Annotated in this window: 18 protein-coding genes; 7 read left to right on the top strand and 11 right to left on the bottom strand. The window is 63.6% G+C overall.

Going from position 1 to position 21,904, the window contains the following annotated elements; genetic code table 11:
• The first annotated feature begins 345 nt into the window (after window positions 1-345).
• A complete protein-coding gene (locus AC1RL5_RS23565) occupies window positions 346-1,446 on the top strand; it encodes a DUF6515 family protein (RefSeq protein WP_011063639.1) in 1,101 nt (366 codons plus the stop codon).
• Here AC1RL5_RS23565 and AC1RL5_RS23560 read toward each other — a convergent pair.
• On the bottom strand, window positions 1,440-2,336 hold the full coding sequence (locus tag AC1RL5_RS23560) for a cation diffusion facilitator family transporter (RefSeq protein WP_019093824.1): 897 nt from the start codon (window positions 2,334-2,336) through the stop codon (window positions 1,440-1,442). The genes AC1RL5_RS23565 and AC1RL5_RS23560 overlap by 7 nt on opposite strands.
• A 27-nt stretch (window positions 2,337-2,363) precedes the next feature.
• The gene (locus tag AC1RL5_RS23555) at window positions 2,364-2,783 is read right to left on the bottom strand and encodes a hypothetical protein (RefSeq protein ID WP_011063637.1); all 420 of its coding nucleotides are present in this window, start codon (window positions 2,781-2,783) and stop codon (window positions 2,364-2,366) included.
• Between the two features lie 130 nt (window positions 2,784-2,913).
• Between AC1RL5_RS23555 and hrpB the strand changes: the two genes are divergently transcribed.
• A complete protein-coding gene (hrpB, locus tag AC1RL5_RS23550; RefSeq protein WP_072452922.1) occupies window positions 2,914-5,433 on the top strand; it encodes an ATP-dependent helicase HrpB in 2,520 nt (839 codons plus the stop codon).
• A gap of 181 nt (window positions 5,434-5,614) precedes the next feature.
• Here hrpB and AC1RL5_RS23545 read toward each other — a convergent pair whose 3' ends face one another.
• Together AC1RL5_RS23545 and AC1RL5_RS23540 are read right to left on the bottom strand one after the other, a co-directional pair.
• Complete coding sequence (locus AC1RL5_RS23545; RefSeq protein ID WP_015637151.1) at window positions 5,615-6,691, bottom strand: endonuclease/exonuclease/phosphatase family protein; 1,077 nt, start codon at window positions 6,689-6,691, stop codon at window positions 5,615-5,617.
• 88 nt (window positions 6,692-6,779) lie between these two features.
• Entirely contained in the window at window positions 6,780-7,442 is a 663-nt protein-coding gene (locus AC1RL5_RS23540) for a YciC family protein (protein ID WP_019093827.1), read from the bottom strand.
• Between the two features lie 181 nt (window positions 7,443-7,623).
• Between AC1RL5_RS23540 and AC1RL5_RS23535 the strand changes: the two genes are divergently transcribed.
• From AC1RL5_RS23535 to AC1RL5_RS23525, 3 genes are all read left to right on the top strand, one after another.
• Window positions 7,624-8,406: a DUF2076 domain-containing protein gene (locus AC1RL5_RS23535; RefSeq protein ID WP_072452924.1), complete on the top strand. Its 783-nt coding sequence runs from the start codon at window positions 7,624-7,626 to the stop codon at window positions 8,404-8,406.
• Window positions 8,407-8,542: 136 nt separating this feature from the next.
• Entirely contained in the window at window positions 8,543-9,022 is a 480-nt protein-coding gene (locus tag AC1RL5_RS23530) for an NYN domain-containing protein (RefSeq protein WP_011063632.1), read from the top strand.
• A gap of 27 nt (window positions 9,023-9,049) precedes the next feature.
• The gene (locus tag AC1RL5_RS23525; RefSeq protein ID WP_011063631.1) at window positions 9,050-9,661 is read left to right on the top strand and encodes a 3'-5' exonuclease; all 612 of its coding nucleotides are present in this window, start codon (window positions 9,050-9,052) and stop codon (window positions 9,659-9,661) included.
• A 10-nt stretch (window positions 9,662-9,671) separates the two neighbouring features.
• On the opposite strand, the gene AC1RL5_RS23520 is transcribed toward AC1RL5_RS23525, so the two are convergent.
• Window positions 9,672-10,118, bottom strand: coding sequence for an Lrp/AsnC family transcriptional regulator (locus AC1RL5_RS23520; protein ID WP_011063630.1), 447 nt, complete (start codon window positions 10,116-10,118; stop codon window positions 9,672-9,674).
• A gap of 161 nt (window positions 10,119-10,279) precedes the next feature.
• On the opposite strand from AC1RL5_RS23520, the gene yedA reads away from it, so the two are divergent.
• Complete coding sequence (yedA, locus tag AC1RL5_RS23515; RefSeq protein ID WP_011063629.1) at window positions 10,280-11,188, top strand: drug/metabolite exporter YedA; 909 nt, start codon at window positions 10,280-10,282, stop codon at window positions 11,186-11,188.
• Here the strand turns inward: yedA and AC1RL5_RS23510 are convergent, their stop codons facing one another.
• The 3 genes from AC1RL5_RS23510 to AC1RL5_RS23500 all read right to left on the bottom strand — a co-directional run bounded on the left by AC1RL5_RS23510 (window position 11,189) and on the right by AC1RL5_RS23500 (window position 16,129).
• Window positions 11,189-12,250, bottom strand: a complete 1,062-nt coding sequence (locus tag AC1RL5_RS23510) for an alpha/beta hydrolase family protein (RefSeq protein ID WP_492590111.1) — start codon at window positions 12,248-12,250, stop codon at window positions 11,189-11,191.
• A 177-nt stretch (window positions 12,251-12,427) separates the two neighbouring features.
• Window positions 12,428-15,328, bottom strand: coding sequence for a carbohydrate-binding protein (locus AC1RL5_RS23505; protein WP_492590109.1), 2,901 nt, complete (start codon window positions 15,326-15,328; stop codon window positions 12,428-12,430).
• 342 nt (window positions 15,329-15,670) lie between these two features.
• Window positions 15,671-16,129: a hypothetical protein gene (locus AC1RL5_RS23500; protein ID WP_072452927.1), complete on the bottom strand. Its 459-nt coding sequence runs from the start codon at window positions 16,127-16,129 to the stop codon at window positions 15,671-15,673.
• 215 nt (window positions 16,130-16,344) lie between these two features.
• Here AC1RL5_RS23500 and rhlE1 point away from each other — a divergent pair, with 215 nt between their 5' ends.
• Window positions 16,345-17,679, top strand: coding sequence for an RNA helicase RhlE1 (gene rhlE1, locus AC1RL5_RS23495; RefSeq protein WP_011063626.1), 1,335 nt, complete (start codon window positions 16,345-16,347; stop codon window positions 17,677-17,679).
• 77 nt (window positions 17,680-17,756) lie between these two features.
• Here rhlE1 and AC1RL5_RS23490 read toward each other — a convergent pair whose 3' ends face one another.
• The 3 genes from AC1RL5_RS23490 to AC1RL5_RS23480 form a co-directional block, all read right to left on the bottom strand.
• Complete coding sequence (locus AC1RL5_RS23490) at window positions 17,757-18,989, bottom strand: TIGR03862 family flavoprotein (RefSeq protein WP_176876779.1); 1,233 nt, start codon at window positions 18,987-18,989, stop codon at window positions 17,757-17,759.
• A gap of 88 nt (window positions 18,990-19,077) precedes the next feature.
• The gene (galE, locus tag AC1RL5_RS23485) at window positions 19,078-20,100 is read right to left on the bottom strand and encodes a UDP-glucose 4-epimerase GalE (protein WP_072452932.1); all 1,023 of its coding nucleotides are present in this window, start codon (window positions 20,098-20,100) and stop codon (window positions 19,078-19,080) included.
• Window positions 20,101-20,937: 837 nt separating this feature from the next.
• Window positions 20,938-21,858 (bottom strand): histone deacetylase family protein, encoded by a 921-nt coding sequence (locus tag AC1RL5_RS23480; protein ID WP_053154063.1) that lies wholly within the window; start codon window positions 21,856-21,858, stop codon window positions 20,938-20,940.
• Window positions 21,859-21,904: the final 46 nt, after the last annotated feature.

Here is a 21,904-nt window from a genome sequence, read left to right as displayed (position 1 = left end):
TTACAAGCAATCTTCGCAATCCTCTGTCTTCGCTGCGCGCCTATTCTTATCACCAGAATCACTGCCCGGACATAGAGTCCACTGCGGCCCGCCGAATCAGGCCTGCCGCGGCCGCCAATCCCACAGGGTTGAGCCGGCCCCCGGGCTACACACTGTCCAGAAGACGGAGTGAGGTGAGCCGGCGTCAAAAGCGCCGAGCACGGACAAAATCTCAAAGGGCGGCCGACGGGCCGCCCTTTTTTATTGCCTGCGAAATAAGTCTCGTGACTGATAACCTGATGCAGAACCGCCCATGGCTTTTTCAGTCTTATGTACAGGCCCCCCCTATCCGCAGTGAGGAATAGCATGAAGTCGCGCATCTGGCGTATGGCAGGTGTTGGTGTGTTGTGCCTGAGCGTCAACGCTCAGTTGCTCGCCGATGAGCGAGACGAGAATCGGCCGCCTGCGCAGCATGGCGCTCCCGGGGGCGAGCAGCGAGAGCATCAAGGCCAGGGCCGCCCGGAAAATGCCCCGCCGCGGCCCGCCAATGTTCCCAACCGTCCACCACCCAGTGCGCAGCCACAGCGGCCGCAGAATGAAATCATTCGCGGCGATAACAGCCGTCAGTTTGAGCACAACGGCCAGAACCCGGGAGGGCAGTGGCAGAACCGGCCTCAGCACGATCCCAATCAGCAGGTTCGCCCGGCCCCTGTGCCACAACCCCAGGTGCAGCAGCCAAACAACCTGCCGATCCAGGGCCGCCCCGACACCGTGCGCCAGACCCAGGAGCCACAGCGTGGCTACTATCAGGACATTCCCCGGCGCAACGACTACAACCAGCATTGGCAGGCTGGCGGCCCGGGCTCTCGGCCAGGTGGCGGCCATCCCAACGACTACCGCTGGCCGGGCCGCCCTGATGGCCATGGCAATGGCTGGGGCCCCGGGCCGCAGTACCGCCCCGGGTATGTGATCGACCGCTTCCCCGGGCGCAATGACCGGGTCGCCTATCGCGGCCAGGATTACTTTTTCTCTGGTGGTTACTGGTACCGCCCGCAAGGCCCGCGCTATGTGGTGGTGCGCCCGCCCTATGGCATTCGCGTGACGTACCTGCCCGACTATGCGCGGGAAGTCTGGATCGGCAGCGCGCTGTTCTTTCTGGCGGCAGGGGCCTACTACACCTACGAAGCCAACACCCAGCAGTACGTGGTGGTCGAGCCACCTGCCGGCGTGCCGGTTGCGGACCCGCAGCAGAGCGGCAATGGCTATGACGTGCTGGCCTACCCGGTCAACGGCCAGTCGCCGCAGCAGATCGACCAGGACCGTTACGACTGCTATCGCTGGGCGGTGCAGCAGAGCGGCTTCGATCCTGCGAGCGTGACCTATCAGCCGGCCCCGCAAGTGGTCCAGGCCTACCGCCAGGCCCAGGGCAACTGCTTGAGCTCACGGGGCTATCAGGTGACCTACTGAGCCCTGGCTGCCTTCACCACTTCCTGCGGGTCGGCGTGCACCAGCACTTCGGCCCGTGGATAGGCCTTCTGGATGGCATCGGCGGCCTGGTCGCTGATGCCATGGGCCACCGAAAGGGTCAGTTCCCCGGGTAATTCCAGGTGCAGTTGGACAAACCAGTGGCTGCCGGAAATCCGTGTGCGCAGGTCATGGGCCCCCAGTACTCCCGGCACACTGCACGCCAGCTCCAGCATGTGCTGGCTGACGTCCGGTGGCAGCTCCTGGTCCATCAGCACCGAGAAGCTCTCCCGGGCGATCTGGATCGCGCTCCAGAGAATGTAGACGGCAATCCCCAGGCCGAACCAGGCGTCCACCTGATGCAGGCCGAACGCCGCCAGCACCAGGGCCAGCAGGATGCTGCCGTTGAGCATCAGGTCGGAGCGGTAGTGCAGGGAGTCGGCGCGCACTGCATTGGATCCGGTCGCCCGGATCACCCGGTGCTGCAGGAGCAGCAGGGCGATGGTCAGCGCCAGCGACAGGACGATCACCCCGATGCTCAGCCAGGGCGCGCCTACCGGTTCCGGATGTTGCAGGCGTTGCGCCGCCTGGAAGGCAATCAGAACCGCGCTGCCGGCGATGAACAATGCCTGGGCCATGCCCGCCAGGGACTCGGCCTTGCCGTGGCCATAGCGGTGGTCGTCGTCTGCCGGGCGCAGGGCGTAATGCACTGCCAGCAGGTTGAGCAGCGAGGTGAAACCGTCCAGCACCGAGTCGGTGAGCCCGGCGAGCATGCTCACCGAGCCGCTGAGCCACCAGGCGACAGCCTTGGTCACGATCAGTATGCCCGCCACGGTGACCGAGGCGCGGGTGGCCAGGCGCAGGAGGCGGGCGTGTTCCGAGTTGGCGGTCATTGATGGCGGGTTCCTGGGTAAAAGTGATCAGGCAGCAGGTTGCAGGCCGTACAGCGCCAGTTGCTGCACGCTGCCCTTGTGCTGGATCAGGCGTGGGTCATCCAGGGGGAAACTGCCCCCCAGTTCGCTTTCCAGGATGGCCTGCAGCTTGCGGTTGTCGACTTTACCGTCGGCGCCGATGGCCTGTTGCAGTTTTTCCGGCGCGATCTGCGCGGTCTTGCCCGGCTCCAGGTAGATGGCCCCGGTGGCGAAGTCGACGCCGAAGGCGATCAGCCCCGGGATCACGTAGAACAGCAGGCCAACCGCATCCAGCACAGCCACCAGGGGATCGATCTTGCCGTCGATCTGGCCGCGCCGGTCGGGGAAGAAGATCGAGCCGCAGGCGGTGAGTTGGGTCAGCAGGGTGGCCACCAGAACGCCGCCGATGACACGGTGGGAAATACGCATGGAAATCTCCTAGCAAGCACGAAAGCAACGAGGGATGAAGCGGGGTGTTGAGTCTTGTCGATCAGCACTCAGACCATGATTAACCCCAGGCAGTTCGCCGTTATACTCGCGCCTCTGTTTTGGAGCCAGCATGAATTCTTTGCCAATTGATGAAGTTTTGCCTGCACTGCGTACCGCCCTGGCGACACGCCATGAAGCGGTGCTCGAAGCCCCGCCCGGTGCCGGCAAGACGACCCGCGTGCCCCTGGCGCTCCTGGACCAGGACTGGCTGGCCGGACAGACCATCCTCATGCTCGAGCCCCGGCGCCTGGCCGCCCGGGCCGCCGCCGAGCGCCTGGCCAGCGAGCTGGGAGAGAAAGTCGGCGAGACCGTGGGTTATCGCATCCGCCTGGACAGCAAGGTCGGCCCGCGTACCCGCATCGAGGTGGTCACCGAAGGCATCCTCACCCGGCGCCTGCAGGATGACCCGGCCCTGGAAGGCGTCGGCCTGCTGATCTTCGATGAATTCCACGAACGCAGCCTGGACGCCGATCTGGCCCTGGCCCTGAGCCTCAATGGCCGCGAGCTGTTTCGTGACGAGCAACCACTGAAGATCCTGCTGATGTCGGCGACGCTGGAAGGCGAGCGCCTGTCGACGCTGCTCGGCGATGCGCCGATCCTGCGCAGTGAAGGGCGCATGTTCCCGGTGGCCCAGCGCTGGGGCCGACCCTTCCAGCCCGGTGAATTCATCGAGCCAAGGGTGGTGCAGACGGTGCTCGAGGCCCTCAACGATGAAAGCGGCAGCCTGCTGGTGTTCCTCCCCGGCCAGGCGGAGATCCGCCGGGTGCACCAGCAGTTGGCCGAAGCCTTGGGCGAGCGCAGCGAGATCCTGCTCTGCCCGTTGCATGGCGAGCTGGACCTGGCAGCCCAGCGCGCAGCCATCGACCCGGCGCCGTCGGGCAAGCGCAAAGTGGTGCTGGCCACCAACATTGCCGAAACTAGCCTGACCATCAATGGCGTGCGGGTGGTGGTGGATGCCGGGCTGGCGCGGGTACCGCGTTTCGATCCCGGCAGCGGCATGACCCGCCTCGATACCCAGCGTATCTCCCGGGCCAGCGCCACCCAGCGCGCCGGGCGTGCCGGGCGTCTGGAGCCCGGCGTGTGCTACCGCTTGTGGTCGGCCGATCAACAGGAGCAACTGGCCGCCTATGCCAGTGCGGAAATCCTCCAGGCGGACCTGGCCGGATTGGCCCTGCAACTGGCGCGCTGGGGCGTGACGCCAAATCAACTGGTATGGCTGGACGCTCCCCCCAGTGCCGCTTATGCCCAGGCCCAGGACTTGCTGGTGCGCCTGGGGGCGTTGAATGACGATGGCAGCCTGACCCGCCACGGCCAGGCCATGGCCGAGTTGCCGGCTCACCCGCGCATTGCCCATCTGCTGCTGCGCGGCCAGTCCCTGGGGTTGGCGCCGATGGCTTGCGATGTCGCGGCGCTGCTGGGGGAACGGGATATCCTGCGCGGCGCCGGCGCCGACCTGCACAGCCGCCTGGTGCTGCTTGGCGGGGAAGAGCGTGCCGCTCGCGGAGCCCAGGGCGGGGTGCAGCGTGCCCGACAACTGGCGCGCCAGTACCGGGGCTATCTGCGCGGGCAGCCCGAGGCTGCGGTGGCCGACCCGGAGCACCCGCGCTGGCTCGGCGCCCTGTTGGCCCTGGCCTATCCCGATCGGGTGGCCCAGCAGCGGCGCCCCGGCGGTGCCGAATACCGCCTGGCCAACGGCCGCGCGGCGCTGTTCAGCGAAACTGACAGCCTGATGAAGCAACCCTGGCTGGTGATCGCTGACCTGGGCAGCCGCCAGGGGCAGCGCGAGGAGCGCATCTACCTGGCGGCGGATTTCGATCCGGTGTTGTTCGATTCGGTACTGGCGGAGCAGGTGCGGCAAGTCGATCAGCTGGATTGGGACGAGCGCGAAGGCGTGTTGCGGGCCGAACGCCAGCGCAAGGTCGGCGAACTGGTGCTCAGCCGCGAACCGCTAAGCGGGCTGGATGAGTCCGCCCGCACTCAGGCCCTGGTCAATCTGGTCCGGCGCAAAGGCTTGGAGCTGCTGCCCTGGACCCCGGAGCTACGCCAGTGGCAGGCCCGGGTAGCGTTGTTGCGCCAGTTGGACCTGGAGGCCACGGGCGCCAGCCAATGGCCGGATGTCAGTGACGGGGCCTTGCTCAAGGGGCTGGAGCAGTGGTTGCAGCCCTACCTGGGCAAGGTCTCGCGGCTCAGCCACTTCGCCAACCTGGAACTGGCCGGAATTATCCACAACCTGCTGCCCTGGCCACTGCCTCAGCGCCTGGATGAGCTGGCCCCCCATCACCTGACGGTGCCTTCCGGGTCGTCGATTCGCCTGGACTACAGCGAGCATCCACCCATCCTGGCGGTACGCCTGCAGGAGCTGTTCGGCCTGGCGCAAACACCGCGCATTGCCGGTGGCCGCCAGGTGGTCAAGTTGCACCTGTTGTCTCCGGCACGACGTCCGGTACAGGTCACCCAGGATCTGGCGAACTTCTGGCGCAGCACCTACGCCGAGGTGAAAAAGGACCTCAAGGGCCGTTACCCCAAGCACTACTGGCCGGATGACCCGCTGATCGCCGAAGCCACGGCGCGGGTCAAACCGCGCAAATAACCCGAACTCCCGTACTGCCCTGTAGCCGCTGCCGAGCGTGCGAGGCTGCACCCGGGGGCGCAGCCCCCGCAAAACGGACGCCTCGGTGTGTCAGGCGGAATCTGGGCCAAGCCGTTGCCAGCGCTACACGCTCGATCGCCGCCTCGGCAGCGGCTACAGGTGATGGGTGCCGCTCTGGGGTTTATTGCGCCGGCAAGAGGAACCGGGCCAGCACCGGCAGGTGGTCGGAGATGCGCAAGGTATCGTCCTGGCGCACCCGGGATTCGACTCGCTTGAGCCGCGGGCTGTAGAACAGGTAGTCCACCGTGCGATCCGGGCCGTCGAGGCTCGGGTCGTTGGGGTAGTGGGTCAGCCAATGTGCGCGGTCGACGCCGCTGGCCTGGGTGTTGCTGGGGATCATCGGGTATTTGTCCCACAGCAGGTGCAGCGGGCTGTCGGCACTGTAGGGCGCCCGTTGCACGTCGCTCAGTCGCTGGTACTGGCCCAGGGGCAACAGGTTGAAATCCCCGCCAATCAGCCAGGGCGTGCCGCGGCCTTCGAGTTTATCCAGGACTTTGCCAATGGCTGCGACCTGCCTTGATTGCGTCTGGCCAGGCGTGCGAGCACGTTCCAGATGGGTATTGAGCACCGCCACCTGGCCGCCGTCGTTCAGGGGCAGGTAGCTCAGCAGCAGGGCCTCCCTGGGCTGGAACTGCCGGCCGATGAAGCCGTGTTCGGCTGTGGGCAGTTGCAGGCGTTCGGCGTGATCGATGCGATAGCGGCTGAGGGTGGCCAGTTGTCGGCCGACACTGCCGAAAATATGCGGCGATGGTACGAAATCGGCTTTCCAGTCGTAAGCCTGGGTGCTGCAGGGGTAGAGATCGGTAAGGCGTTCCTGCAGGAGTTTGAGCTGGTCCTGGTAGGCGCTGGCCTTGGCACCGTTGTCCACTTCCTGCAGCAGCACCAGGTCCGGTTGTTCGTCGCGGATCACGCGAGCCACTTCGTCGAGGCTGAAGGCCATGTCCTCCAGGGTCGGCTGCTCGTCCTCGCCCTGTGCCTGGTCGTTCCAGAACACATAGCGCTTGCCCGCCAGGTACTGCAGGTTCCAGGTCATCACTTTCAGGGCCTGGCCCGGCACCAGCGGCGCGGCCTGGGCGCTGCAACTGACAGCGAGGCTTTCCTTGGCTTCCGGGCGCCAGGTCAGGCTGTAGACCAGCCCGGCCAGCACCAGACCGATCAACAACAGGCTCAACAGGGTGATGCGAAGTAGACGGATCATCGGCTCGGCTTATGGCGTTGCAGGATGGCCCCGGAGCATAACCGAGAGCACGGCCGTCACCCAAGGGGCAGAGCGGCCGGGGGAGGATTCAGCGCTTGTCCGGCTGCTCGCTGATCAGCATGAACAGGCGGAACAGCACCACGCTGGTGAACAGCTGCAGGAAGCTGTAGGCGCTATCGATGGCCAGGGACAGCAGCGGGTTCAGCGGTTCGGAATAGGCCGCTTCACTGGCACCCTTGAGCAGCCACAGCGGGGTCATTACCGCCAGGATGCACACCAGGATCCGCAGGAAGTGCCCACGGCTGAGGCGGAAACTTTCACTGATGGCCGCCAGCGGCGCCATGCCCTTGAGCACCAGCAGGTACTCGGCGAAAGCCAGTACCACCATCAGCCACAGCCCCGGCAGGAAATACAGCGACAACCCCAGCAGGATCAGCAGGGTGCTGACCGCCGTCAGCAGGGCAAAACGCGGCCACAGGGTCAGGGCCATGGCCAGCAGGTCCCGGGTACGCGGCGACTCGCCCCGGGTGCGGGCGTCGAGAAACAGGATCAGCGCACCGGTGTACAACGGATACACCAGAAGGCCCACCACCACGCTGTAGCCCGGGAAGGTATCGGGGCCCAGGGCACTGTTGACCCCTTGCTGCAGCAAGGCTTCGAGAATCACCAGCGGCAGGCACAGCTGGGCGATCTGCCCGAGGTTGCGCTGGAAGAAATACAGAGAGTCACGCAGTACATCTAACGGATTCATTCGATGAGATCGCAGTTGAAGAAGCGGTTGCACACTTTAACCGATGCAGGCCCCGCCCGAGCAAACGTAAACCTTGGGTAAAGACCATTGAAAGTCGTCGCACCAGCCCCATAACTGGTGCGTACCACCGCTCTGTCCGAGCGGCGGACCAGATTTCTACCGGCAATCTAAAGAGGTCGCCATGAACAACCAAGAGCAAACCCTGATCGATGGACTGTTTTCACGGTTGCAGCAAGCCGAAACGGATTCAGCCCCGCGCGACGCCCAGGCAGAGGCGCGGATCAAGGAGCATCTGACCCGCCAGCCTGCGGCCGGGTATTTCATGACCCAGGCGATCCTGGTGCAGGAGGCCGCACTCAAGAGCCTCAACGAGCAGAACCAGCAGCTGACCCAGCAAGTCCAGCAATTGCAGGCTGACCTGCAACAGGCCCGGGCCCAGGCCAGTGCTCCGGCACCGGCGGCCAGTGGCGGTTTCCTGTCGAGCATCTTCGGCGGTTCCCGCGAGCCACAGCCGGCACCGAGCCAGAGCGCACCGCCACCGTCGTCCGGTGGTGGCTGGCGTGAACCGGCGCGTTCTTCCTTTGGCGCCCCCGCGCAACAGAACTTCGGCGCGCCGCAGCAGAATTACGCCGCACCGCCACAGAACTATGCACCGCAGCAGGCACCGGCGGCGGGTAGCAGTTTCCTGGGCGGCGCCTTGAAAACTGCCGCCGGCGTTGCGGGCGGGGTCATGCTGGCCCAGGGCATCAGCAGCCTGTTCCATAACAACCAACAGCCCCAGGAAATCGTCGAAGTCATCAAGGAAGAGCCGGCGCCGGCCAGCGACAACAGCGGCTGGGGCAATGACGAGCAGCGCCTGGCCAACAACGACTCCTGGGGCAACAACGACCAGGGTGGCTTCAGCAACGCCGACTACGACAACGACGACAGCTCGTTCTTCTCCGACGACGACTCCTTCGTCTGACCTGCGTCGGTCCGGGGCAAACACCTGCCCCGGACCGATTATTCGCGGAACAATCCCTGCGACTGGCATACTGGGCGACTTTTCGGGGCCCTAGGCCCGATCCAGCCCCTGCGCTGCTGCGCCATGAGGATTAGCGGTGAAGAAAATCGCTGTGTTCGCCGATGTCCAGAACCTCTACTACACCGTTCGTCAGGCCTATGGTTGCCACTTCAACTATGCGGCGCTGTGGGCGGATATCAGCAAGCAAGGGCAGATTGTCGAAGCCTATGCCTATGCCATCGACCGTGGTGACAGCAAGCAACAGCAGTTCCAGCAGATCCTGCGCAACCTGGGCTTCACGGTAAAACTCAAGCCCTATATCCAGCGCAGCGACGGCTCGGCCAAGGGCGACTGGGACGTGGGCATCACCATCGACATCATGGACGCTGCGGCCCATGTCGACGAAGTGGTGCTGGCTTCTGGCGACGGTGATTTCGACCTGCTGCTGGAGCGCATCATCCACAAGCACGGGGTCAGCGCGGTGGCCTATGGCGTGCCGGGGCTGACCGCCAATTCGCTGATTCGCGCGGCTACGCGCTATGTACCGATCGAAGGCGCCTTGCTGCTTAAAAGCTGATCAATTTTCATACGGAGCAGGACAGGTTTGGAACGCATTGCCGTCATCGACTTTGAAACCACCGGGATCTCCCCGAGCAGCAGTTGCCGGGCCACGGAAATAGCCGTGGTGATCCTTGAGCAGGGGCGCATCGTCGAGCGTTACCAGAGCCTGATGAACGCCGGCGTGCGGGTGCCGGCCTTTATTGAGCAACTGACCGGCATCAGCAATGCCATGTTGCGCAGCGCACCCCCGGCAGAGCAGGTGATGAACGAGGTCAACGAGTTCGTCGGCATCACGCCGTTGCTGGCGCACAACGCGGCCTTCGACCAAAAGTTCTGGGATTTCGAGCTGGGCCGGATCAAGCGCACCCGCCTGCAGAACTTCGCCTGTTCGCTGCTGCTGGCGCGGCGCCTGATGCCGGCGGCTCCTAATCACAAGCTGGGCACCCTGACTTCATTCGCCGGCCTGCCGCACACCGGCCAGGCTCACCGCGCCATGGCCGACGCCGAAATGGCCGCCAACCTGGTGGCGCATCTGGCCGGCGAACTGAGGCACAAGCATGGCCTGCGCGAGCTGTCCCATGACTTCCTGTGCAAACTGCAGAAGGTTCCCGCGGCCAAAGTCCCCGAACACCTCAAGCGCCACCGCGGGTTCTGAGGCCCGAGGTTCATTTGCTTTCCAGTTGCCCCAGGGGCACGCGCCGTTCAATGGCGCTGGAGAGCACGATGGAGGTCTTGCTGAAACCGAACTGGGCCACGCGGTTGATCAACTCCTCCAGCTCCGGCATCGATCCCACTGCGGCCTGCATGATCACGCAGGGGTCGCCGGTGACCCGGTGGCACTCGGTGAGCTGGGGAATCTTGATCAGTTCGTCATAGGCCTTCTGGTTGCCGTGCTGGGCCAGGCGCAGTTCGATCACGCACTGGATCGGCAAGCCGACCTTGGCCATGTCGACTTTGGCCTGGTAGCCGGTGATCACTCCGCTGGCCTCCAGCTTGGCCACGCGTTCGGCCACCGCCGGTGCTGAGAGATTCACCTTGCGTGCCAGTTCGGCGTAACTCGCCCGGCCATTTTCCAGCAGGCTGGCCAGGAGCATGCGGTCGTACTTGTCCATGGAAGGCTCTCGATCTATCCAGCTTTCGAAAGCACGGTATATAGCCCTTATCTCCATCTTTTGGAAAGTGTACGGGCGTTATAAACAGGTTTTGTAACTTAAGTTCCCTGGGCCGAGTTTCTAGAATAGACCTCCCCCTGCCTGCCTCAGAGCCGCCCCCCATGCCTGGCCAAAGCCGTTTTCCGCTGCCGTTGATCGCCGCCTTTTTTGCCCTCTACGTGATCTGGGGCTCGACGTACCTGGTGATTCGCATCGGCGTCGAATACTGGCCGCCACTGATGCTCGGCGGCATTCGCTTCATCATCGCCGGTAGCCTGATGTACGCCTTTCTGCGCTGGCGCGGGGTGCCGGCGCCGACCTGGGCGCAATGGAAGGCCGCAGGGATCATCGGTGTGCTGCTGTTGAGCTGTGGCAATGGCGCGGTAACGCTGGCCGAACACTCCGGGGTGACCTCCGGCGTCGCGGCGCTGGCGGTGGCCACGGTGCCTTTGTTCACCCTGCTCTGCGGGTATTTCTGGGGCGCACGCAACACGCGCCTGGAGTGGGCCGGGATCGTCCTCGGGATGATTGGCATCGGCATGCTCAACCTGGGGTCCAACCTGCAGTCGAGCCCGATGGGCGCCGCCTTGCTGCTGTTCGCTGCGGCGGCCTGGGCTTTCGGCTCGGTGTGGAGCAAGCATTTGCCGCTGCCCCAGGGCGCCATGGCCAGTGCCGCGGAAATGCTCGTCGGTGGCGTGGTACTGATGATCGGCAGTGCCCTGAGCGGTGAGCATCTGGACACCCTGCCTCCGATGGAAGGCTGGCTGGCCCTGGCCTACCTGGCCGGTTTCGGTTCGATCATCGCCTTCAACGCCTACATGTACCTGCTCAAGCACGTGCGCCCAGCCGCGGCCACCAGCTACGCCTATGTCAACCCGGCGGTGGCGGTGCTGCTGGGCATCGTCTTCGTCGGCGAAACCATTGGCATCGAGGAGGCCATGGCCATGCTGGTGATCATCAGTGCCGTAGTGCTGATCGGCCTGCCCCAATGGCGCAAGCCCAAGGCCGCGGCCCAGGAAGAGGCGGCCTGATCACTGTCCCGGTGGCAGGCCGGCCAGGCTCCGTTGGAGAAAGTCGCCGATGACCTGGCTCGCTTGCTGGTGAATCGCTTCGCGGCTGCGCTGGCCGCCGTCCCGGCAGATGATTTCATCCTCGGGGTTCTCTTCCCGGAGCAGGGCCGGGGCACCTGGCTTGCAGATTTGCATGAAGCTGAAATGGCTGGCATCGGCGATCACCAGCAGGCTGGAGGTGGCCGACGGCAGGTGGGTTTCCAGGTAGCCCGACTCCTGCTCCACCGGCATGCTGGCAATATCGACTCCTGCTCCCAGGATCAGGGTCGGCGTCTGCACCGCTGACAAGCTTTGCGGGGTGAACCCACGGACCAGCCCCGGGTCCAGGGAGACGACCGCCTTGATTCGCGGGTCCCGCAGGTCGGTGCCCAGAGAACCCTGGTTTTGCGGCGCAATTCCCAGCTCCGGAGCCAGCCCGCACAGACGCGGGTTGGGATGCAGCCGACATTCCTCCAGGAAGCGTTGCGGGCTATAGCGGGCGCCGGCCAATACGGTGACCGTCCAGCCGCCCAGCGAATGGCCGATGGCGGCGATGCGCTGCGGGTCGACCGCGCCTGCCAGGGACTGGTCAGCGCTCAGTGCGTCTATGACCCGGCTCAGGTCCCGGGGACGCTGCCAAAGCTTCGCCGCTTCTTCCGGACGCTGGTCGAAACTCGTGGTGCCCGGGTGGTCAGGGGCGGCGACCACATAACCCTGGCCGACCAGCGAAGTGACCAGCCAGCTGAGGTTGCGCCAGTTGCCGCGATAGCCGTGTGACAGGACCACCAAGGGATGGGCCGCAGGGGCAGGAGAGGCATCCTTGATGGTGGGCAGGCCCTGGAAGATCGGGTTCTCTGCCGATACCAGAAGCGGGCTGGCGGTTTCGGTGGGGTACCAGAGGGCGACATGCAGGGGGCGCTGCTTGCTTGCATCGGGCAGGGTTATTTCACGAAAACCGACGAGCTCGGCGGCGCAGGCCAGGGGCAGCAACAGGGAGAGTGAAAGGCCCGCTAGCATCCGTGCGGACAGGGCAATCTTGGGCATTGAAGAACTCCATGGGCAAAACGTCAGTGGTCTGCCAATGGGCGCGCTGGGTGGAATCGAGCGGCGATCGACGGCAGTGGGGTGGGCGACGACTGGGGCAATCGCCGCCCACCCTTTTAACCCACATTGCCCGGAAAGGGTGACCCGATTGTGCAGCTGGCTGTCACCCACTTCGCGTCAGTTACAGGTACCGGCGTCGAGCCAGACCTTACCGGAGCCGTCTGGCCCGGTGAACGCCGGGTTGCCCGGCTCACTGCCCTTGACCCACCAGCGAGCGATGTAAAAGCGCCCGTTATGGCTGACTCGGTCCTTCGCCACATAGGTGCCCTGGGCCGACCATGGGCCCTGGCAAGCGGCACTTTCTGCCTTGACCGTCACGCTGTGCTCGCGAGTCACGCTGTGATGGCCGTTGCCCAGGCTCAGGGTGATGCGGTAGGTGACGTCTTGTGCTGTTTTGGGGGCGACGAACTTCATCGAGGTCCCGGCCGCCTGGAAGTCCACGCTCGGGTTCACATTCCAGCGATAACTCAGCGGCAGGCCAGCAGGGTCGCTGGAACCTTTGGCGTCGAGCACCAGCGTTGCTCCGGCTTTGGCCTGGCCCGGGCCGTCGATGCTGGCCACTGGCGGCTTGACCGCCGGCTTTTCGCCTTCGCTGTTGCACGGACCCAGGTCACGCCAGACCTTGCCGGAGCCATCGGGCCCGGTGAAGGCCGGGGTGCCCGGTTCACTGCCCTGGGTCCACCAGCGCGCTTCGTATTGACGGCCTTTCCACTGCACCTGGTCCTTGGCTACATAGGTACCGTGAGCCTGCCACTGGGGCTTGCAGCTGCCGCTGCCGGCCTTGGCCTTGATCAGCATTTCGTGGGTCTTGAGGGTGCTCTGCTTGCCGTTGCTCAGGCTCAGGGTGAAGCGGTAGCGGGTGTCATCAGCCAATTCTGGTGCGGTGAAGGCAATGCGCGGACCGTCGTAGGTAAAGTCCAGCTTGGGCGAGGCTTCCCAGGCAAAGCTCAGGGCCGCGCCTTGTGGGTCGCTGGAGGCGGACGCATCCAGCACGATCTGTTCGCCTGCATTGGCTTCAGTCTTGCCGCGGATCACGGCCACTGGCGGGGTGCCGGCATCCACAGGTTTGAGCGAGGTCACCTTGACCTGGTTGTCGGCGCTGAACTCACCGTCTGCCAGCAAGCTCCAGGGGCCATTGAGGCTGTGGCTGGAGTACATCTGGTAGCCCTTGATATTGCCCGCCTGGCCCTGGTCCTGGCGTGGCAGGTAGCGCAATTGAGAGAAACTGTTATGGCTGCCCATGTCGATCACGATCTGGTGGGGATAACGCGCGTCGGTGGCCGAACTCCAGTAGGAGTTGGGGTTGTCATCGAGCACGTTCGAGCCCGAGGTGGTGCCGGATGCCACGCTGCTGGTTGAGTGGACACGCCAGCTGTTTCGAGGAAGGGGCTCGCCTTTGGCGCTGGCCAGCATCAGTTCGGCGATGCTGGCGTTGTTCTTGCCGTCCACCGAAGAGGTCGCTACGAGCTTCAGGTAGGTGCCTTGGGCCGTTTCCTGGGTGTGGCCGTAAGCGTTGCCTTGCAGGATCAGGTCTTCAGCCGCCATACCTTCGGTCCTGATAGCCAGGTACCAGCGGCCCGGCTTTGGATCCTTGGCCCCGAGACCGACTATCTGGCTGAGGGTCGAGCGGTAGTCGTAGCTGGTGGTGGTTGGTTGAGCACCATACTTGAGCGACAACTGGACCTGGCCGCCCTTGTTGGTACTGGTGCCGGGCACCACGGTGAAGGCCAGGCGCTGGGTGCCTGCCGGTACATCCAGTGGGAAGTAGCGGGTCTGGCCTTTGGCCTGGTTGATCCGTTCTTCGAGAATCGTGATCAGGTTTTCACTGTCCAGCGGCACGAGTGAGGGGGCGTAGGCGGAAATCTTCGCAGCGTTCTCGCGCCAGACCCGGGCCATGTTTGCCGTTCGAGCATCGCCCAGGGGCACGCCGAGGTGGTCCTTGAGGTCCGGGTTGGAGAAGTAGCCGACGTGGTTGCCGCAGAGGATGGTGCCGACCCGACCGTTGTTGTGGCCGAAGCGGTAGTTGTCGTTGCCGTCGTTGCAGTGGTTGCCGCCGATGTTGTGTGCCAGTTCGTGGCGGAAGGCGGCCGAGGCGCTGATGGCGTTGACCGAGTAGCGGCCGTTCACATAGGCCCAGCCGGCGGCGGTGTCCACCCCGGGTGTGCCAACGGTGAATGCGGCGACCAGGTCCGGGCTGTATTTGCGCATGCCATCGGCGAACAGGTTTTTGACATCGGCCAGCACCGGGGTGGTGATCGGGTAGTCGTTGGCTATCACCTGGGTGCCGGCCAGGCGCACACGCACATTCTTGATCTGCGAGTTTTCCACGGCACGGTTGACCGAGGCGACCTGGGCCAGGGCATAGGCCTCGTGGTCACCGATGTAGTTGGCGGCTTTCTGGGTGAAGCCTGCCAGCAGATCGATGACGATCTCGCCCTGGGCGTTGCGGTGGGTCAGGTAGCTGCGCTGACCGCTCTGGGTCTCGATCAGGTTGGGTACGTCGTCGCCTTCGTTGGGCACGGAGTCGATATTGCGCGGGTCGAAGGAGTGTTGGTTGTTGAGGCGAATCAACGACTGTTCGCCACTGGCGTTGCCGCGAATCATCAGGTTACTGTCAGGCATCAGGGCGATGAAGCTGCCGTCGCCACGGGCGGCGACAAACATTTCCTGTGCGGCGCTCTGGGAGCGGTTGTTGCTTTGCAGCGTGCCGACCATGACCTTGAGGCCCTTGAAACTGTCGTTTCGGTCCGGAATGAGGCTGCGCAGGCGCATGCCGATTTCCTGCTGCAGACGTTCGGTTCCCGCGTCGACGATGTTGCGCTGGGCCGGATTGGCCATTAGCGCCTGGATATTGATGAAGGGGCCGTCGGCTGCGCTTTCGGCGCGTGGCAGGGCCGCATCGGCAGGTTCATCGGCGGCCTGTACCAGGCCCGCCATGGGTAGCAATACAACAGTTCCCAGGCTGGCCACACAAAGGCGGGTGGCACGAGACAGGGTATTCAATCTGAAGGTCGGCATAACCATTCCTGGATATACACAGCGCGGCGCAAACCTGGCGAACAGGATCGTGAAAGCGTCCGCGCTGATGATGTGGATGAGGAGTTGTGCCGGCGGCGGGCATCATAGGCAGCGGCGCTGGTGCCGTATATTCGAAGCCTGGCTTTTAGTACCTGTCCTAGGGAACTTGCCCGTACGAAGGGCAAGAGCACTGTTGTGCCAGGGGCGTTTGCCGTGTGTCGGGTGCTGCCGGTGGAGGGGGCAGAAGGGGCGGCGAGTTGGCCAGAACGGCCGGGGAGACGGGGTGGTTGCAATAAAAAAACGCCGGGCAATGCCCGGCGCGGTGGCTTCAGCCTGAACAGGTCACTCGAACCCGCTCAGCAAGACGAGGGCGAATAACACTGCCGCCAGGGCCAGGGAAAACAGCAGGCTGATTCCCGCCACTCGCCATAGCGAGAAGAAGCGCCCGTTGCCGGCCTTGTGCTCTATCACCTGGGGGCCGAACAGTTGGCGTGCGTAGGCGTTCATCCCGTAGATCGGCGGAAGGATGAACACCACCGCAGGGATACTTTCCGGAAGGAAAAAGCCTGCCACGCTCATGGCAATGAAAAGGCCGATGCCCATGGCCCAGACTTTGTTCACTTCGCTCTCGCGGCCCATGGCCTTGAGGTTCTGGCTGATGAAATAGGCGCCGGCCACGGAGGTGCCGATGAAGGTGCTCAGGCCAATGGCCGCCACGCTGTAGAGGCACAGGCTCTGATCGGTTGGCTTGCTGGCCCGGAGTTCGGCGGCAGGGGCCTGGAAGGGATTTTGGTTGTCCATGCGCGGTGAGGCTCCTTGGGAAGGGCAAAGGGGCGGTTGAGTGCCAGCTCGGGTGTTGCGCCGCCCTTGTGCGCGACCCGTGGCAAACAGTGGGGCGAGCATACACTTACCGGGGCGGGCTTGGCAGGCCTGGGGCGGCCCGGAAGCGAGCCCCTGAATTAGGGTAAACTGCCGCCCATTGCGTCCCTGTGCTGACTTTTTCCTACGGTACCCCCATGACATTCGCCACTCTTGGCCTGATCGAACCCCTGCTGCGCGCTCTCGAAACCCTCGGCTACCAGACCCCGACCCCGGTGCAGGCGCAAGCCATTCCGGCAGTGCTGGGCGGGCGTGACCTGATGGCCGCGGCCCAGACCGGCACCGGCAAGACCGCCGGTTTCGCTCTGCCGCTGTTACAGTTGCTGACCCTGGAAGGGCCGAAAGTCGATAGCAACTCGGTACGCGCGCTGATCCTGGTGCCGACCCGGGAACTGGCCGAGCAGGTCCACGAAAGCGTGCGACAGTACGCCGAACACCTGCCGCTGCGTACCTATGCGGTGTACGGCGGGGTCAGCATCAACCCGCAAATGATGAAGCTGCGCAAAGGCGTGGACCTGCTGGTGGCGACTCCGGGGCGTCTGCTGGACCTGTTCCGTCAGAATGCGGTGAAGTTCAGCCAGTTGCAGACCCTGGTGCTGGATGAGGCCGACCGCATGCTCGACCTGGGTTTCTCCGAAGAGCTCAAGAGCATCTACGCAGCCCTGCCGAAGAAACGCCAGACCCTGTTGTTCTCCGCCACCTTCTCCGACGCCATCCGCCAGCTGGCCGGGCAGATGCTCAACGATCCGCTGAGCATCGAGGTCAGCCCGCGCAACGTGGCTGCCAACACGGTCAAGCAATGGGTGGTGCCGGTGGACAAGAAGCGCAAGCCGGAGCTGTTCAGCCACCTGCTGCGCAAGAATCGCTGGAAGCAGGTGCTGGTGTTCGCCAAGACCCGCAACGGTGTGGATGCGCTGGTGGAGAAACTCCAGGGCCAGGGCGTGAATGCCGACGGCATCCATGGCGACAAGCCACAGGCCACGCGTCAGCGCGCCCTGGACCGGTTCAAGGCCAGTGAGATCCAGATCCTGGTGGCCACCGATGTGGCGGCCCGCGGCCTGGACATCGAAGACCTGCCCCTGGTGGTCAACTTCGACCTGCCGATCGTGGCCGAGGACTACATCCACCGTATCGGGCGTACCGGCCGTGCCGGTTCCACCGGCGAGGCGATTTCCCTGGTGTGCGCCGACGAGGTGAACCTGCTCTCGGCGATCGAGATGCTCACCCGCCAGACCCTCAAGCGCCATGAGGAACAGGATTTCGAACCCGAGCACCGGGTGCCGGAAACCGACGCCAGTGGCCAGGTGGTGAAAAAGCCGAAGAAGCCCAAGAAACCGAAAACCTCCGGCGGTGGCGGCAAGCGCAACCTGGGCAAGTGGGTGGACAGCGGCGAAGTGGCCGAAGCTCCGGCGGTGAAACCGGTGCGCAAGGTGCCGGCGTTCAACACCGGGCCGCGCAAGCGCAAGCCTTGATCTGATATCGCGCCGGGCCCTTCGCCGGCAAGCCGGCTCCTACCCTTGCGTAGGTGCCGACTTGCCGGCGAAGCTGTTTATGGCTGGCGCCGCAACCACTTCAGCATCCCCAGCCCCGCCTGGCGCCCGCTGGCAAAGCAGGCGGTCAACAGGTAGCCGCCGGTCGGCGCTTCCCAGTCGAGCATTTCCCCTGCGCAAAAGACCCCAGGCATCTGTTTCAGCATCAGGTTTTCGTCCAGGGCTTCAAAAGGCACGCCGCCGGCGCTGCTGATGGCTTCGTCCAGCGGCCGGGGCCTGACCAGCGTCAACGGCAGCGCCTTGATCGCGGCGGCCAGGAGCGCCGGATCGTTGAAGCTCTCTGCCGGGGTCAGCTCCCGCAGCAACGCCGCCTTCACCCCCTCGATCCCCAACTGGCTCTGCAAGTGCTTGGCCATGGACCGCGAGCCGCGTGGCTTGGAAAGGGCGGCCTGGACCTTATCCAGGGGCTTGTTCGGTAGCAGGTCGATATGGATCGTCGCCTGCCCGTGCCGGTTGATGGATTCGCGAATCGGCGCCGACAGTGCATAGATCAGGCTGCCCTCGATGCCGCTGGCGGTGATCACGCATTCCCCCAGCCGTGGCACGTCGTCATCAAGGCCGATGGCCACGTTCTTCAGCGGCGCGCCGGCGAATTTGCTGCGCAGCAGTTCGCTCCAGGCGTTGACCTCAAAGCCGCAATTGCTCGGTTGCAAGGGCGCAAGCTGCACACCGCGCTGTTCCAGCAGGGGCATCCAAGCCCCGTCGGAACCCAGTCGTGCCCAACTACCGCCGCCCAATGCCAGCAGGACCCCATCCGCCCGTACCGCACTTTCACCCTCGGCATGCCGGATGCGCAGGCTGCCGTCGGCATTCCAGCCCAGCCAGCGGTGCCGGGTGTGGATAACGACTCCGGCATCGCGCAGGCGCTTGAGCCAGGCGCGCAGCAGCGGCGCAGCCTTCATGTCGGTAGGAAACACCCGGCCGGAGCTGCCGACAAACGTCTGGATACCCAGCTCATGAATCCATTGGCAGAGTGCCTCGGCGCCGAACTCGCGCAGCAGCGGGGCGATTTGCGGCGCACGCTCGGCGTAGCGCGAGAGGAAGGCCGGATAGGCTTCGGAGTGGGTGATGTTCATGCCACCGACCCCGGCCAGGAGGAATTTTCGGCCCACCGATGGCATGCCGTCGTACAGGTCGACCTGAACCCCGGCCTGGCTCAGTACCTCGGCGGCCATTAGGCCGGCGGGGCCGCCGCCGATAATCGCGACGCGGGAAGTAAGGGTGGGGGACATCAAAAAGCCTAGAAAATGGAAGGGGTGGTTATTGTAAGCAATGCTCGGGAACAGCGCCTGCTGGATGAGTTGCCGGCCAGTGCCGTCTTCATTCAAACGACCTGTACCCATCCGGGTTATTCGACTGCCAACGCCACGTATCTTCCATCATCTCCTTCAAACCGCGTTCTGCCTTCCAGCCCAGGTCGTGCAGTGCCTTGGACGGATCCGACCAGCATTGCGCAATGTCGCCCTGACGGCGTGGGGAGAGGGTGTAGGGAATGGTGCAGCCAGAGGCATCCTCGAATGCCCGGATCATTTCCAGTACTGAGTAACCCACCCCGGTCCCGAGGTTCCAGGCATTTATACCGGTATGCTGGGAAATGTAGTTCACGGCTGCTATGTGCCCTTTGGCAAGATCAACTACATGAATGTAGTCACGAACACCGGTGCCGTCGGGGGTGGGATAGTCGTTGCCATAGATGGAAAGTCTTTCGAGCTTTCCCACAGCGACACGGCTTATGTAGGGCAATAGGTTTTCCGGCAGGCCGTTTGGGTCTTCGCCCATCAGTCCACTCTGATGGGCGCCCACCGGATTGAAGTAGCGCAACAGGGCGACTGACCAGCGTGGATCGGCGGCTGCCATATCCTGCAGTATCTTCTCTACCATCAACTTGGAGGTGCCATAGGCGTTGGTAGGTGTTCCCAACGGGCTGCTTTCGACCAGCGGTATCTGCACCGGGTCGCCGTACACTGTGGCAGAGGAACTGAACACCAGGCGGTAGACGCCTGCGGTGGCCATGGCCTGGCACAAGGTGATGCTGCCACTGACGTTGTTCTGATAGTAGGGCAAAGGCTGTTTTACGCTCTCTCCGACGGCTTTCAGGCCCGCGAAGTGCAATACCCCATCGATCTCGTGCTGGCTGAAAATACGGTCAAGGATGGCGCGGTCGCAAACATCACCTTGAACAAATACAGGGGTGGCACCGGTTATTTGTTGCACGCGCTGTAGCGAGAGCATGGAACTATTGCACAGGTTATCCAGAACCACCGCCTCATGGCCGGCCTGAAGCAATTCCAGCACCGTGTGTGAGCCGATATACCCTGCACCGCCAGTTATTAAGAACCGCATAGTTATGAGCCTGTTTCAAGTGAGTGCTGACAGTCCGGTCGCAATGTTATCTGGAACTGATGGTGGAAATTGAAAAAATGATACAGCACTGCCAACAGTTTTCTGTGTGAGTTCGTTGCGGGCTCTTTGCTTGAGCAGCACTTCACCCATGTTTTCCAGCTAATAACAAACTACTTGAGCTCTACCCGAAGATCGTAATCTCAGGGTTTAAGGTGAGATTGTATTCGTCGGTTTTGATCATCACTGTTTTCAATAAACTGTGGTGTTATGGAAAGGTGGTTTTTATATCTGGGTAACTTTTCTGTGTGGGTGCCTTCACGCAAATACACGGTGAGGTGCTGGTAAAAAGCGCTCGACCATGTTCATCCACGTGTTGAAAGTTGAACTAAACGTTTATGCCTTTCCTGAAACGCTTTCATATTGGGGGGCGTGCTTGTCGGCGATCAGGTGCAGTTGGAGATGCTTGGGCGTTTCTCGATTGATCTTCTTGAGAAACTCCAGCCACTGCTGATGTTGTCATTCAATACTCCCCATCCCCCTTGAAGCCAGTCCAGGTTTGCGAAAAGCGCCAGGGAGGCGGGTCTGCGCCCTGATCAAAAAACAGGCACCGCTCTGCAGGCCTTGCAGAGCAAGGGGCCTAGCGTGTTTCGCGCAGGTTATCCACAGGCGGTTCCACAGGGATTGGGGGTAAGCCGCTCACAACTGTATGACCGTCTGATGTCACTGATCAAAAAACAGGCGATGGCCTTGAGGCCCCGTAGGACAAGGGCTGCAGAGGCTTTCTCCCAGCTTATCCACAAGCGGTTCCACAGTGGATGTGGGTAAGGCCTGCGGATGTCAGTAGCACCCTGACGATTCCCAGACCTTCTGGGCACTGTGGTGAAGAATGCCGTGGCGCCGGGCCAGGGCCTGGCGGTCCTTGCTGTAGCCGCCGCCGATCACGCCGACCACCGGGATGTCGCGGCCCAGGCAATGGCGCATGACCCGTTCGTCGCGTTCGGCCACGCCGGCATCAGTGAGTTTGAGGTAGCCCAGGGCGTCGTCCTGATGCACGTCGACCCCAGCGTCGTACAACACCAGGTCCGGCTGGTACAGGGGCAGCAGGTAGTTGAGGGTGTCGTCCACCACGTTCAGGTAGTCGGCGTCGCCCATGCCCATGGGCAGCGGGATATCCCAGTCGCTCTGGGCCTTGCGCGCGGGGAAGTTCTTTTCACAGTGCAACGAGACCGTCACCGCGTCGGCGGTATGTTGCAGGATCCGCGCGGTGCCATCGCCCTGGTGCACATCGCAGTCGAATATCAGCACCCGGCCCACGCGCCCGCTTTCCAGCAGGTAATGGCTGATCACCGCCAGGTCGTTGAAGATGCAGAACCCCGCCGGGTAGTCATAGTGGGCGTGGTGGGTGCCGCCGGCCAGGTGGCAGGCCAGGCCATGTTCCAGTGCCTGTTCGGCGGCCAGCAAGGAGCCGCCGACGGCACGCACCGTGCGCCGTGCCAAGGCTTCGCTCCAGGGCAGGCCAAGGCGCCTCTGGTCCTCCCGGGACAACTCGCCGCTCATGTAGCGTTCGATATAGGCCGGGTCGTGGGCCAGGGCGAGGATTTCTGCCGGGCACAGCTCGGGGCGCAGCAGGTCGGCGTCGCGGGTCAGGCCGCTGGCCACCAGGTGATCGCGCAGCAGGCGGAACTTGTCCATGGGAAAGCGGTGCTCCGGCGGGAACTCGGGGCTGTAGTCGTCGTGATAGATCAATGGCAATGGCATGGCATTTTCTTAGAGGAACCCGTGAAGGATCCTACCAGCGATGTAG

The sequence above is a fragment of the Pseudomonas sp. GW822-FHT06D10 genome (assembly GCF_058799535.1).
This window is presented reverse-complemented; position numbering and strand designations above follow the sequence as displayed.